This window comes from Mesoterricola sediminis (assembly GCF_030295425.1).
Classification (GTDB): domain Bacteria; phylum Acidobacteriota; class Holophagae; order Holophagales; family Holophagaceae; genus Mesoterricola; species Mesoterricola sediminis.
Genome location: NZ_AP027081.1, coordinates 1,959,475 through 1,972,564 on the forward strand (window position 1 = coordinate 1,959,475; position 13,090 = coordinate 1,972,564).

Below are 13,090 nucleotides of genomic sequence, written 5' to 3' on the forward strand. Positions count from 1 at the left end.
GATCCCGATCAGCCGCCGCTCACCGGGGGCATGAGCGCCACCTCGTCCCCATCCCGGAGCGGGGCGGTCCTCGGCGCGAAGGACTGGTTGACCGCCAGCAGGGCGTCCGCGGGCAGCGGGGCCAGGCGGGGGTGGGCCAGGAGGGCCTCCAGGGTGGGCGGCTCGGGCAGGGGGAAGGCCTCGGCCTGGAAGCCCAGGAGGCCGCGGTAACGGGCGAAGGCTTGGACCTGGATCATTTGGGCGTCCATGTGTAGCGGATTTCACCGGAGGGCTGGACGCCCTGGTTCGACGTGTCGCCCAGGGTGCCGCCCGTGGTCTGCCGGGCGCCGAGCTGGAGGACCAGGTTGCCGAAGCGCCACTCCACGTTGCCGGTGATGATGGTCTGGTTGCCTTCCTGCTTGTACATCCCGATGAGGGGCACCCGCCGCCCCAGGAGGCTGAAGCTCTTCTCCAGGGTCACGCTGACGTTGGTGGTGCCGGTGTACGCGAAGTTCACCCGGTCCAGGAAGAGGGTCTTGCGCAGGCGCTCCAGCTGGCTCGAGAGGACCAGGGAGGTCAGGAGGCCCGCGCCCTGGTTGAAGAGGCCCGTGTTGACGGAGGCCTGCGACGGGTTGCCCTGGGAGCTGCCCACCTTGGAGACCGCGGACGGATCCAGGAGGATGGCGAAGATCTCGTCGGAGCGCAGGGCGGGGGTGGAGCTGGGCCGGGCGTTGATGGCGTCGAGGCTCCCGGTGATGTCCAGGTTGACCAGGTAGGGGTCCACGTCCACGTGGCCGTGCACGTCGAAGACGGGATTGAACACGCCGGGGTCGGGGAAGCTGATGGACCCGCGCTCCAGGATGACGTCGCCCGCGGGGACGACGTTCGTGATCCGCCCGCCGGGAAGCAGCTCCATGCGCCCCCGGAGGCCGGGCCGCGCGAGGCTGCCGGCGATGCGGAAGGCGCCGGAGGGCCGGCCCTGGAGCTTCAGGAGGTTGGTGTCGCACTCCCACGGCTGGTTCATCTGGAGATCGAGGTCGAGCTCGATGCGGGTCAGGGGGTCCGACGGATCCAGGCTCAGCGGCGTCCCGCCCATGGCCCCCGCGAGCACCAGGTCCGTGAAATTGAGGTCGGCCTGGTAGAGCATGCTCTTGGCCTTGATGGTCCCCTTCAGGAGACCGCCGTCCCGGTCGTTGCCGCGGAGGAAGCCGTTGAAGGAGCCATTGATCTCGAAGCCCTCGGGGAGGTCGCGGAACTGGGCATCGGCCAGGCTCGCGTTCAGGTCGTACGAGGTGAGGCCCTCGAACCCCCAGCTCACGCGGCCCCAGGCCGCGAGGGCCCCCTGGGCCAGCACGCCGCGGAGGGGCGCGTCCTGGGGGATGGTCACGTCCCGGCCCTTGAAGTGGGCCGTGAAATCCAGGTTCTCGATGCTCTGGGGGTAGGTGCGCTCCGAGAGGCGGCCCCCCGTGAGGGTGAGGTGGCCGTCGAGGGTCGGGGCGGAGGGGGAGCCGCCCACCAGCAGGTCCAGGGTGGCGTTCCCGGCGGGTTTCATGTCCGCCAGCAGGCCATACTGGCCCGGTTCGGCCAGGTGATCGACGAGGGCCTTGACGCTCCCCAGCTCGGCCTCGCCCTCCAGGCGCAGGCCCAGCTCCCCGGACGGGGAGAAGGGGACGCGCCCGCCGAGGCGGAGGCGGGTGGCCTTGGCGGAGGGGTCGCCCTGGGGGCTGAGGGTCCGGCCTTCCAGGTCCAGGGTGGCCTTCAGGCCCCGGGCGTCGCCCGTGGCGGTGCCGGGGGCGGCCTGGGCCAGCTGGAACCCCTCGAAGGTCCCCTGGAAGCGGTCCAGGGACCCGTTCCAGGCGAGGCCCTTGGGCGTCCAGTCCGCGGTGCCCCGGAAGGCCAGGTCGAGGTTCTTCACGAAGCCCTGGGCATAGCGCCGGGCCAGGGCGGGGATATCCACGCTGTCATGGGAGACGACCACGTCCATCTCCGCCGACAGGCGGTCCTGGCCCACCTGGTTGGCCTGGACCATGAGCACCGGCAGGGTGGCCCCGTCCAGGCCGATCTGCGCGTCGAGCCGGCCGTCGCGGAACTGGATGCCCGCCTCGAGGCCTTCGAGGGCCTGGGCGCCCAGGGCCACCCGCCCGCCGGCAAGGGAGACGACCCCTTCCGGGGCCTGGCTGGGACCCAGGGGGGCCGTCAGGGGCCCATCCAGCCGGGCGGTGACCCGGCCTGTCGTGGGGGGACCTGGCAGGCCAAGGGCCGACGTGTCCAGGGCCCCGTTCATGTCCACGGTCCAGGTCGCCCGGGAGGCGTCCAGGGTCATGGCGCCCCGGAGGTCCAGGTGGCTGTCGTCGGGGGTGCCCCCCGGCCCCAGCTCGGTGACCCGGATGTTGGAGGCGCGCATGCGCAGGCTGTTGATGTCGAGGCTGTAGTCGCCTTCCGCCCGGGGGATGGTCAGGCCGTAGACCCGCCCGTCCTCCACGGTGAAGTGGGCGTCCAGGGTGAGGGCGCCGAGGGGGCCGTGGAGGCGGGTCCAGCCGGTGGCGGTGCCCTCCAGGTCCAGGTCGCCCTGGTCCGCCGCGCGCAGGCCCTCCTTGACGGGAAGGCGCTCCGCCTGGAAGCACATGTCGATGGCGTCCTCCTCCGGGTGCGCCTTGGACCAGGAGATCCAGATGTCGCCGCTGCCCCGGCCCTCGCCCTTCTCCAGCTGGATGCCGGAGATGGTGATGGCGTCCTCCCGGATGGCCACGGCGGCCCGGACGCGGTCGGCGTTGGCGCCATGCCAGCGCGGCTTCGTGACGTCCACCTGCCCTTCGAGGACGAGGCCCTCCGCGGGCGTCCAGGTGAGGGTGGTGCGGGCCTGGGTGGGGCCCGACATGTCCAGGTCGGTCACCTTCCAGGCCCGGAGGGTCTTGGCCACGTCGGCGGCGTCCGTGCGGACCTCGCCCTCGGCCTCGAGGCTGCCCAGCCCCTTGCGGGTGAGCCGGGCCGAGGCGCGGCCCCGGAACCCGCCCTCGGGCAGCTGCAGTTCCACATGCTCCGCCCGGAGCTGCCGGTCCGCGACCTCCAGGGAGACGGTGCCGATGGCATGGCCGTCCTTGAGGAACTCCCCGGAGCCCCGGAAGGTCGTGCGCTCCAGGTCGGGCGCCGCCCAGGGGGGGCCGGGGAAGGCCGCCGTGCCCTTGAACCGGCCCGTGAGGCCCTGCAGGAGCTCGTTCCGGGCGTAGACCGCGGCGGGGGCGAGGGAGACCCCCTCGGCGGACAGGTCCACGCGGGTGCCGCCCTGGCGGGTCCAGGCGCCTTCCCCCGTGATCCGGCCGTCGGCGGATTCCCAGGCGATGCGGGTGAGGGCCAGGTGCCCGGGGGCGCCGTTGGCGGCGGCCCGGAGGGTCCCGGGATGGAGGGGGGAGCCGGAGACCGCGATCTGGCGCCCGTCCAGGGTGAGGGTCCAGGCCGGATCCTTCACGGGGCCCTGGATGCGTCCCTTGACCTCCAGGAAGCCCGAGGCCGGGGGCGGCCCGGGCTGGGCCCCTGGCACCAGGCGCAGGGCTTCGGCCAGGTTGAGGCTGCCGCTGGCCTCGGCGTTGACGACCCGGGTGGGGAAGGCGTACGAGCCCAGCACCGACAGGGCCGAGTCCCCCAGGCGCACCCGGATGTTGGCCGTGTCGAGGCCCTTGTCCGTGGCGCGGAACTTGAACGAGGCGTCCCCCTTCAGCCGCGCCGGGCCCTTGCCGGTGGCGAAGGTGGGCACCCGGACGTCCAGCCAGATCTGGTTGGGGAGGCGGCCCCGGCCGTCCACGGAAAAGGCCGCCGAGGTCTGTTCCAGGCCCCAGGCGGGTTCGTGGACCTGGACGCTCCCGTCCAGGATCTCCAGGCGGTCGATGCGGAAGGAGGTCTCCTTGCCGCTGGGGGGCCGATCCCGGAGGCGGATGGCGGCGAGCCGCGCGGCGTCGACCACCAGGGCGGGCCGGTCCACGAGGATCCGGCGCACGTGGGGGGTGCGGAGGAGGGAGCTGTACTCCACCTCCACCTCGACCCGGCGGGCCTGGAAGAGGTCGCCCCCCAGGGTGGGGGCGTGGAGGATGAAGCGGCCCTGGAAGGGATGGACCTCCAGGCGCTCCGCGGTGAAGGCCAGGGCGGTCTCGCGGCGGATGGCCTCGTCCAGGCGGGCCACGATCCACCGGTCCACGCTGGGCCGGGTGATGAGGAAGGCCCCCAGGCCCGCCAGCCCCGCGCCCGAGACCAGGAGGTAGGTGAGGCGGCGGACCCAGCGTCGGGACCAGGCGCGTCGGAGGGCGGATGGGGGGTTCGGTGCCTCGTTCAATTCTTCTCGCCGCAGGCCGGGCAGGTCACCGCGGTCCTCGAAAGGGGACGATAGCAGAACCGGCAGAGCCGCGGGTGGGTCACGCCCGGAAGGCGCTGGCGGCCCGCGGGCGCAGGGATCGCGCCGGCCAGGACGGCTGTTCCGACGGGCCGGGTCTCCCGGGCCACGCCCTCCCGCAGGGGGCGCAGGGTCTTCAGGAATTCCTGGGCCGACAAATAGCGGTCGCCCAGGTTGACGGCCAGGGCCCTCATCACCGCCTCGCTGAGGGGGCGGGGGACCTGGGCGTTCCGGAGATGGGGGGGAACGATGGGGGTGCTCTGGAAGGCCTGGGCGATCTTCACGGGGTCGGCGTCGTAGAAGGGGACGGTGCCCGTGAGCATCTCGTAGATGGTGATCCCCAGCGACCACAGGTCGCTCTGGAAGACGGCCCGCCCCCGGAAGTGCTCCGGAGCCATGTAGGGCGGGGAGCCGATCCGGGTCCGGGCGAAGCCCTCCTTCTGGAGTTCCAGGATCCGGCTGGTGCCGAAGTCGGTGACCTTGGCCACCCCGTCCCGGGTGATGAGGATGTTGGCGGGCCGCAGGTCGCGGTGGAGGACCTGCTGGGAGTGGGCGAAGCCGATGGCGGCGCACACGTCCATGGCGATCTCGAGGGCCCGGGAGGGGGCGAGGCAGCGCTCGCGGCGGATGAGCTTGTCGAGGCTCTCGCCGTCCACGTACTCGAGGACCATGAAGAAGGTGTCGTCCTTCTTCTCGACGGTGATCAGCTCGACGATGTTGGGGTGCTTGAGGGCCGCCATGATGCGGGGCTCCAGCAGGAGGCCCTGCTCGTCGCCCTGGTGATGGGGCACCTTGAGGGCCACCTTCCGGTGCAGGAGCTTGTCCATGGCCAGGTAGACCGTTCCGAAGCCGCCGGCACCCAGGCGGTCGAGAATCTGGTATTTCCCCAGCATCTGGTCTTTCGAAAGCACGGTGGGCCTCTTTCCTTGAGCGTCCCGTGCCGGGCGCCGGAAGTCAACCGGCAAGGCCCCGGCTGGTCGAAACCGGCTTCCGGGGGGGCCGTTCCCTGAAAAAACGCCGCCCGATCGGGCGGCGTTGGCGGAGGCTCCGGGGGTCAGCCCAGGAAGGCCTTCAGGGTCTTGGAATAGCGGGGGTGGCGGATCTTCCGGAGGGCCTTGCTCTCGATCTGCCGGATGCGCTCGCGGGTGACCGCGAATTCGCTGCCCACCTCCTCCAGGGTGTGCTCGGAGGCCTCGTCGCCCACCCCGAAGCGCATGCGGAGGACCTTCTCCTCCCGCTCGGTGAGGGTCTGGAGGACCTGGTTCACGGTCTCCTTGAGGCGCTGGCTGACGACCTGCTCCACGGGGGAGACGACGCCCTTGTCCTCGATGAAGTCGCCGAGGTGGGAATCCTCCTCCTCGCCGATGGGGGTCTCGAGGCTGATGGGCTCCTGGGCGATCTTCATGACCTTGCGGACCTTGCCCACGGGCATGTCCATGGCGTGGGCGATCTCCTCGCTGGAGGGCTCCCGGCCCAGCTTCTGGACCAGCTCGCGCTGGGTGCGGATCAGCTTGTTGATCGTCTCGATCATGTGCACCGGGATGCGGATGGTGCGGGCCTGGTCCGCGATGGCGCGGGTGATGGCCTGGCGGATCCACCAGGTGGCGTAGGTCGAGAACTTGAAGCCCCGGCTGTACTCGAACTTGTCCACCGCCTTCATGAGGCCGATGTTGCCCTCCTGGATGAGGTCCAGGAACTGGAGGCCGCGGTTGGTGTACCGCTTGGCGATGGAGACCACGAGCCGGAGGTTGGCCTCGATCAGCTCGGCCTTGGCGGCGCGGCTGATGCTCTCGGCCTGCTTGAGGCTGTTGTAGTCGGCGTGGAACTGCTCGCTGGCGGTCTCGTACTTGGCGAAGAAGCGCGCGAGCTCGCCCTCGATGTGGGCGATGTCGCCCAGGTAGCGGTCCTTCATCTTGGCGAAGGCGGGGTTCTTGAGGCGGTCCCGCAGCTCGCGCAGCTTGCGCTCGCCGTTCATCACCTGCATGTGGTGGTGGGTGATGCGATCGATGAGGCGGGTGACGGCCAGGCTGTTGAGGCCCAGGCGCCGGATCTGGCGGCTGACGCGGCCCCGGGCGAGGAGGACCTCCCGGTCCAGGTTCCGCTTCTTGGGCAGGGTCTTGCCGCTGGCCTTGAGCTCCAGGAGCTCCTGGAGGGCCTGCTCGTACACCAGCAGCTTCTCGAACTGGTGGTGGACGTGCTGGGTGGCCGAGGTGTTCTCGGCGTCCTCGTCCTCGTCCACCTCGTCGGAGAGGCCGACGACCTCGCGGATCTTGCCCGGGTTCTCCTTGAGCATCCGGCCGATGTCGATGAGCAGGCTCGAGGCCAGGCGGGACCGGGAGAGGGCCCGCATGACGCTGCGGACGCCCACCTCGATGCGCTTGGCGATCTCGACCTCGTCCTCCCGCTTGAGCAGGGGGACGGTGCCCATTTCCTTGAGGTACATGCGGACCGGGTCGTTGAACTTGTCGGCGTCGGGCCCGTCGATGTCGATTTCCAGTTCCTTGTCCAGCTTGGCGGGGGCGTCGGGGAAGACGGCCTCGGTCTCGGACTGCTCGCGGGCCATCAGGGCCTCGGCCTCGGTGGCGCCGACGCCGATGGCGAGCTTGGCGAACATGCCCATGAGGGTTTCCACGTCCTCCGGGGAGGAGGCGGAACCTGGGAGGAAGGCGTTCAGCTCGTCGACCAGGACGAAGCCGCGGGTCCTGCCCAGGGAGATCAGCGCTTTCGTGAGCTGGTAGTAGCTTTCACGGGCCGGGTGTGGATCCATTCAAACCTCAAAGAACCAAGGGATCGCGTCGATCCAAGGTGTCAGCCGCTTATGGAAAACCTCAGTGTCGAGTCGAGGGCAGAGTACACCCATCATGCAAGGCACCTAGAACTACCCAGTATAAGTAATGTGTTCCCCCACGCAAGGGGGAACGCCAAAATTAGATGCGCTTTCCAGGGAGAACGTTTACCGGGCCAGGGCCCGGCGCCGCAGATCCTTGAGGCTGGCCCGGAGCTGGGCCCCCCGCGCCAGCAGGCCGGCGACCTTCTCCGTGATCCGGGCGGTGAGGTCGGGATCCGTGGCCACGGCCGGGTCCTGAAGCTGTCGGGCAAGCGTCTGTTTTTCACGCTCCACATAGGCCATCTCCAGCTTGAGGAGGACCAGGTCGGGCACCAGTTCGGCGTCGTCCTTGGCGGACCAGCCGGCCTCGATGGCCCGGATCTGGGCGAGGGCCCCCTCGGGGATCTGGAAGTCGTCCCCGCCGGCGTCCAGCACGCACTGGACGAGGGGGGCGCCCCGCAGGGCCTCCCACCAGGCCGGGGGCGCCTGCGCCAGCTGGGCGAGAAAGGCGGGATCCTTGGCCAGGCGCAGCACGGGCCGGACCAGGTCGTCCACCTCGGCCGGGGGCGGGGCCAGGGCGGCGGGCTCCTCCGCGGGGGCCTGGAACCGGGCCTTCACGGCCTTGTCCAGCTCCTCCAGGGGCACCCGGAGTTCGTGGGCGAGGCTGGCGAACAACTCCCGTTGTTCCGGGCTGGCGGGCAGGTAGGTGAGGAACCCGGCCAGGTCCCGGAGGGCCTCCATCCGGTCCGTGGTCCGGCGCAGGTCCTTGCCCTCCAGGGCCCGGCCGATGATGAAATCCGTCCAGCCCGGGGCCCGGCTGATCAGCTCCCGGAAGGCGTCGCGCCCGAGGGTCATGCACCAGGTGTCCGGGTCCTCGCCCTGGGGGAGGAGGAGGAGCCGCACGTCGAAGCCCAGGGGCAGGGCGAGGCGGAGGCTCTTCTCCATGGCGCGCAGGCCGGCCGCGTCCCCGTCGAAGCAGAGGATGAGGCGCTTGGTGAACCGCCCCACCATCTGCAGGTGGGCCTCGGTGAGGGCCGTGCCGAGGGGGGCCACGGCCTGGTGGATGCCCTCCTGGTGGAGCTGGAGCACGTCGAAGTAGCCCTCCACGACGAGGGCGCCGTCCCGGAGCTGCCCCTTGGCCCGGTGGAATCCGAAGAGCACGGAGCCCTTCTGGAAGACCGCCGTCTCACGCGTGTTGAGATACTTGGGCTTGGCGTCCCCGAAGGCCCGGCCGCCAAAGGCGATGGTGCGGCCGCGGGCGTCGAGGATGGGGATCACGAGCCGGTCCCGGAGGAAGTCCAGGTGGCTGCCCCGCTCGCTGCGGGAGGCGAGGCCGGCCTGCTCCAGGACCTCCAGGGAGAACCCCTGGGTCTTCAAGTGGGTGACGAGGGCCTCCCAGGCGTCCGGGGCGTAGCCCAGGTGGGCCTCCCGGATGAAGTCGGGGGTCATGCCGCGGCCGCGCAGGTAGTCCAGGGCCTTGGGCGTGTCCGCCAGGCGGCGCTCGTAGAAGGCCTGGGCGGTCTCCAGGGCCAGGCGGACCCGGGCCTCCAGGTCCAGTTCCGCGGCGGGGCGCTCCCGCTGGCGGGGCAGATCGATGCCCGCGGCCCGGGCCAGCTGCTCGAGGGCCTCGGGGAAGGTCAGCCCCTCCCGCTCCATAATCCAAGTGAAGACATCGCCGTGCTTGCCGCACCCGAAGCAGTGGTAGAAGCCCCGGTCGGCCACCACCTGGAAGCTGGGGGTGCGTTCGCTGTGGAAGGGGCAGAGGCCGCTCCAGGCCGAGCCCTGGCGGCGAAGCTTGACCGCTTGTCCGACCAGCGCCACCAGGTCCGTGGCGTCCTTGACGCGCTGCACCAGCTCCCTGTCCCGCATGTACCTTCCCCGTTCAAGGGTGCAGGAGAAGGGGCCGGGAGGCAAGGGGAGGGGAGGTGGCGTCCGATAATGGCACGCTAAAATTTTGGGTTTCGAGGGCTGTTAACCCCCAAAAAAGTGGCAATGGGGCCCTGGAGCGGTTATTAATAGGGGGACCGGTTCCAGGGAGGAGCGTAATGCCCAGTATCGATATCAGTTCCCAGACGGGAAAAGACTTTTCCGGAGACGTGCTCATCGTGCCCGTCTTTTCGGGCCGCGAACGTCATCGTCTGCCACTTGCCATCAGCAAAGTCGCGCGTCAGGTCATGGATGAGAACGACTTCAAGGCCGACTATCTTGAAGTTGTCCCGCTTCATCATCCCAATGGCGTGAAGGAATGCCGCTGGATGCTTCTCGTCGGACTCGGCGAGGAAGAGGCGGTTACCCACAACAAAATCCGCAAGGCAGTCGGAACTGCCGCCCGTTTCGCCCTCAAGAAGAAGTGGCGGAAGGTGGGGATCGTCTCCCCGTCGACCTCCGGGCTGGACCATGACGAGGTCCAGGTGGCCGTCCTCGAGGGGATCCTCCTGGCCGACTACGATTTCGTGACCTACAAGGGCAAGCCCGAGCCCAAGCGGTTCGAGTCCGTCGAGGTGTTCACGAACGGCGACGACACCCGCAAGGCCCGCCGCCGCCTGCCCCAGATCGAGGCCGGCGTCGCCGCCTGCCACCGGGTGCGGGACCTGGCCAACACCCCCCCCGCCGACCTGTACCCCGAATCCTTCGCCGCCGAGGCCCAGAAGATCGCCAAGCAGCACAAGCTGGGCATCGAGATCCTCGGCCCCGACGAACTGGCCAAGGGCAACTTCAACGCCGTGCTCGCCGTGGGCCGCGGCTCCGCCCGCACCCCCCGCGTCGTGAAGCTCGAGTACAAGCCCAAGGAGAAGGCCAAGCGCCACATCGTCCTCGTGGGCAAGGGCGTCACCTTCGACTCCGGCGGCCTCTCCCTGAAGGACGCGGCCAACATGGAGACGATGAAGGACGATATGACCGGCGCGGCCATCGTCCTCGCCACCCTCGCGGCCTGCGCCCAGACCGAGGCCCCCGTCCAGGTCACGGGCCTCCTCGGCCTCGTCGAGAACATGCCCGGCGGCGCCAGCTACAAGCCCGGCGACGTGCTCCGCAGCCGCAGCGGCAAGACCATCGAAGTGCTCAACACGGACGCCGAGGGCCGCCTCGTGCTCGCCGACCTCCTGGACTGGGCGTCCGGGATGGAGGCGGACCACATCGTGGACCTGGCCACCCTGACCGGCGCCTGCGTCGTGGCGCTGGGCGACGGCGTCTCGGGCGTCATGGGCACGGACCAGAAGCTCGTGGAGCGGCTCCTCGACGCCGGCTCCCGCACCGGCGAGTACCTCTGGCAGCTGCCCCTGGTGGAGGACTACAAGGAGGGCCTGCGCAGCAAGGTCGCCGACGTGAAGAACATCACCGGCACCCGCTACGGCGGCGCCATCACCGCGGGCCTCTTCCTCAACGAGTTCGTCACGCTCCACAGCTGGGCCCACGTGGACCTCGCGGGCGGCTGGTCCTCCTCCGAACGGGACTACCGGCCCCATGGCGCCACGGGCGAGGGACCGCGCTGGCTGCTGGACTGGATTCTGGGGTAGACGGTCCGAAATAGTTCATACCTACGTATGAATAAATTAGAGGGGGTTTCCCCCTCTTTTTTTTTGGATGCCTCATCATTTGGGCTATTGACGTTCTTTCCCGTTAGGGGATCTTATTTGTGGCACGTATACTAGGCGCGCCCGGAGTCTCGAATGGAAACGATGGAAACCCTCACGAAGGCCGACCTCTCCAAGCATCTCATCGAGAATCTGGAGCTCCCGAAGAAGGACGCGGACCTGCTCGTCAATTCATTCCTCGAGAGCATCGTGGAGTCGCTGCACCGGGGCGAGGGCGTGGAACTCCGCGGGTTCGGATCGTTCCGCCTGAGGGACCGCAAGGCGCGCCAGGGCCGGAACCCGCGCAGCGGCCAGTCCATCCAGGTGCCCCCCAAGCGGGTCGTCTACTTCAAGCTCGGCAAGGAGCTGCGCAGCCGCCTCATCGACGAGGCGTAGTCCAGGCGCGCACGGCGTCGGCAAGGGCCCGGTCGTAGGCCGGCCCCAGGGTTTCCGCGCAGTGGAGGTGCCACGTGGGCGCCTCCACGACGCGGATCTCCGCGAAGCGGGCCGCGAGGGCGCGCTGGACCCGCGGGGGGGCCAGGCGATCCTGGGCGGCGATGAAGCAGAGGGAGGGCGTCGCCAGGCGCATGCCCGCCGTGCGCGCCAGGAGATCCGTGTCGTCCCGGTCGTAGCCCGCCCACCGCGCGGCCAGGGCGCTGGCGACCTGGCCCACCGCGGGGGCCACCCAGGGGTGCCAGAAGCGGTCCACAGGCCCCTCCACGAGGCGCTGGGCGAAGTCCCGGCTGCTGGCGGGGGCGCCCTCCCAGATGATCCCGCCCAGGGGGCCGCGGCCCTCGGCCTCGAGGCGGGCCAGGGCCAGCAGCCCCACCGAGGCCCCCAGGCTCCGGCCCAGCAGGATTACCCGGTTCCGGGGCACCCCGCGGGCCTCCAGGGCGTGGACGACCTCGACCACCTCCCGCGCTTCCCGGGCGCCGAAGGTGACCATGGGCGCGGGTCCGCCGGCCCGCATCGCATCGTCCCGGCCCAGGTACGTGAAGATCGCCGCGTCCAGGGCGGGGAACCACTTGAGCGCGGGGCTCGTGCCCCAGCGGTCGTCGCCGAAGCCGTGGAGCATCAGCACGGTCCACTGGGCGGGAACGCGCCTCCGGAGGAGCCACACCTGGCGCTCACCGGCCCGGAAGGTCTCCCAGGCGCCGCCGGGATCGGCGCCCGGGGTGCCCGCGGCCAGCTCGCGGTAGGTGGCCTCCACCCGGGCCAGGGGCTGGGGATGGTAGAAGGGCGGGTCGGTCAGCTCGCGGGCCACGGCGCGGGAACGGACCCCGACGAAGCCGGCCCACGCGGCCAGGACCGCGGCGGCCGCGGCCAGGGCGCCCTTGGCCGCGCGGCGCATCAGGGCTCGAGCCGGGCCACCACCCCGGGGATGCCCTCGGCCACGGGCGTGGGCTCGGGCTTGCCGTAGAGCACCGCGTTGAACTGCTGGGCGAAGAGGACCTGGAAGTGCCCCTTGCCCTCCTTGAGCTCCACCTCGACCTGGTCGGGCCCGAAGGCGTCCAGGGGGCTCAGGAGCACGAGCCGGTGCCGGCCGAGGGCGAGGCCCGAGATCGTCAGGTGGCGGCCCTTCTTCGCGGTCTTGGCCACGGGGATCCGCACGCCGTCGATGGTCAGGTCGATGGGACCCTCGACCTTCGTGGTGAACTGGAACTGCACCGTGCCCTGGGGAACCGGCTTGCGCGGCTGGATGGCCTTGGGCTTGCGGCAGCCCACCGCGAATGCCAGAACGGCGAAGGCCGCCAACGCCATCCTGAGAACCGGAAACCTCATGGAAACCTCCAGCAACGAGCCTACCCATTTTGAGCGGCCCCCGCCACAGGCTATGCTGGTTGTTTGACCCGAGGTGAACCATGACCCGCGTGAAACTCCAGACCAGCAAGGGCGACATCAATCTCGAGCTCTTCCCGAAGGAAGCCCCGGGCACCGTGGCCAACTTCGTCAAGCTCAGCAAGGAAGGCTTCTACGACGGCCTCGCCTTCCACCGCGTGATCCCCCAGTTCGTCATCCAGGGCGGCTGCCCCAACACCCGCGAGGGCGCCGGCGGCATTCCCGGGACCGGCGGCCCCGGCTACCGGATCAAGTGCGAGACCGCGGGCAACCCCCACACGCACGAGCTGGGCGCCCTCTCCATGGCCCACGCCGGCAAGGACACCGGCGGGAGCCAGTTCTTCATCGTCAACGGCGACCGCCGCAACGTCGCCCACCTGGACGGGGTCCACACCGTGTTCGGGAAGTGCGTGGGCGAGGAGGACGTGAAGGTCGTCCAGACCATCCAGGCCAACGACCGCATCATCAAGGCCGAAGTCACCGAGGAGTAGT

At 70.1% G+C, this 13,090-nt stretch carries 10 protein-coding genes; 3 read left to right on the forward strand and 7 right to left on the reverse strand.

The features are described 5' to 3' along the window. Positions 1 to 8: 8 nt before the first annotated feature. The 5 genes from R2J75_RS08660 to dnaG all read right to left on the reverse strand — a co-directional run bounded on the left by R2J75_RS08660 (position 9) and on the right by dnaG (position 9,056). Positions 9 to 236 (reverse strand): MoaD/ThiS family protein, encoded by a 228-nt coding sequence (locus tag R2J75_RS08660; RefSeq protein WP_243333744.1) that lies wholly within the window; start codon positions 234 to 236, stop codon positions 9 to 11. After that, on the reverse strand, positions 233 to 4,303 hold the full coding sequence (locus R2J75_RS08665; RefSeq protein ID WP_316411502.1) for a translocation/assembly module TamB domain-containing protein: 4,071 nt from the start codon (positions 4,301 to 4,303) through the stop codon (positions 233 to 235). Before R2J75_RS08665 ends, R2J75_RS08660 begins: the two co-directional genes overlap by 4 nt. Continuing rightward, positions 4,300 to 5,271, reverse strand: coding sequence for a serine/threonine protein kinase (locus R2J75_RS08670; protein ID WP_243333748.1), 972 nt, complete (start codon positions 5,269 to 5,271; stop codon positions 4,300 to 4,302). The genes R2J75_RS08665 and R2J75_RS08670 overlap by 4 nt, the downstream gene beginning before the upstream one ends. 143 nt (positions 5,272 to 5,414) lie before the next feature. Beyond that, positions 5,415 to 7,127 (reverse strand): RNA polymerase sigma factor RpoD, encoded by a 1,713-nt coding sequence (rpoD, locus tag R2J75_RS08675; protein WP_308220519.1) that lies wholly within the window; start codon positions 7,125 to 7,127, stop codon positions 5,415 to 5,417. Between the two features lie 186 nt (positions 7,128 to 7,313). Next, a complete protein-coding gene (gene dnaG / locus R2J75_RS08680) occupies positions 7,314 to 9,056 on the reverse strand; it encodes a DNA primase (protein WP_243333750.1) in 1,743 nt (580 codons plus the stop codon). Between the two features lie 176 nt (positions 9,057 to 9,232). Here dnaG and R2J75_RS08685 point away from each other — a divergent pair, with 176 nt between their 5' ends. Both R2J75_RS08685 and R2J75_RS08690 read left to right on the forward strand, forming a co-directional pair. Then, on the forward strand, positions 9,233 to 10,702 hold the full coding sequence (locus tag R2J75_RS08685; protein ID WP_243333751.1) for a leucyl aminopeptidase: 1,470 nt from the start codon (positions 9,233 to 9,235) through the stop codon (positions 10,700 to 10,702). A 153-nt stretch (positions 10,703 to 10,855) separates the two neighbouring features. Next, on the forward strand, positions 10,856 to 11,155 hold the full coding sequence (locus tag R2J75_RS08690; protein WP_394365897.1) for an HU family DNA-binding protein: 300 nt from the start codon (positions 10,856 to 10,858) through the stop codon (positions 11,153 to 11,155). Here the strand turns inward: R2J75_RS08690 and R2J75_RS08695 are convergent. Together R2J75_RS08695 and R2J75_RS08700 are read right to left on the reverse strand one after the other, a co-directional pair. Continuing rightward, on the reverse strand, positions 11,139 to 12,110 hold the full coding sequence (locus R2J75_RS08695; protein WP_316411503.1) for an alpha/beta hydrolase family protein: 972 nt from the start codon (positions 12,108 to 12,110) through the stop codon (positions 11,139 to 11,141). The genes R2J75_RS08690 and R2J75_RS08695 overlap by 17 nt on opposite strands. After that, complete coding sequence (locus R2J75_RS08700) at positions 12,110 to 12,541, reverse strand: hypothetical protein (protein WP_243333752.1); 432 nt, start codon at positions 12,539 to 12,541, stop codon at positions 12,110 to 12,112. The genes R2J75_RS08695 and R2J75_RS08700 overlap by 1 nt, the downstream gene beginning before the upstream one ends. Before the next feature lie 80 nt (positions 12,542 to 12,621). Between R2J75_RS08700 and R2J75_RS08705 the strand changes: the two genes are divergently transcribed. Then, positions 12,622 to 13,089, forward strand: coding sequence for a peptidylprolyl isomerase (locus tag R2J75_RS08705; protein WP_243333753.1), 468 nt, complete (start codon positions 12,622 to 12,624; stop codon positions 13,087 to 13,089). Position 13,090: the final 1 nt, after the last annotated feature.

What these genes read in the sequence shown, in the direction of transcription:
- dnaG (WP_243333750.1), bottom strand. Translation starts at nt 9,056, where the DNA reads ATGCGGGACAGGGAGCTGGTGCAGCGCGTCAAGGACGCCACGGACCTG.
- R2J75_RS08685 (WP_243333751.1), top strand. Translation starts at nt 9,233, where the DNA reads ATGCCCAGTATCGATATCAGTTCCCAGACGGGAAAAGACTTTTCCGGA.
- R2J75_RS08660 (WP_243333744.1), bottom strand. Translation starts at nt 236, where the DNA reads ATGATCCAGGTCCAAGCCTTCGCCCGTTACCGCGGCCTCCTGGGCTTC.
- R2J75_RS08695 (WP_316411503.1), bottom strand. Translation starts at nt 12,110, where the DNA reads ATGCGCCGCGCGGCCAAGGGCGCCCTGGCCGCGGCCGCCGCGGTCCTG.
- R2J75_RS08690 (WP_394365897.1), top strand. Translation starts at nt 10,856, where the DNA reads ATGGAAACGATGGAAACCCTCACGAAGGCCGACCTCTCCAAGCATCTC.
- R2J75_RS08705 (WP_243333753.1), top strand. Translation starts at nt 12,622, where the DNA reads ATGACCCGCGTGAAACTCCAGACCAGCAAGGGCGACATCAATCTCGAG.
- R2J75_RS08700 (WP_243333752.1), bottom strand. Translation starts at nt 12,541, where the DNA reads ATGAGGTTTCCGGTTCTCAGGATGGCGTTGGCGGCCTTCGCCGTTCTG.
- rpoD (WP_308220519.1), bottom strand. Translation starts at nt 7,127, where the DNA reads ATGGATCCACACCCGGCCCGTGAAAGCTACTACCAGCTCACGAAAGCG.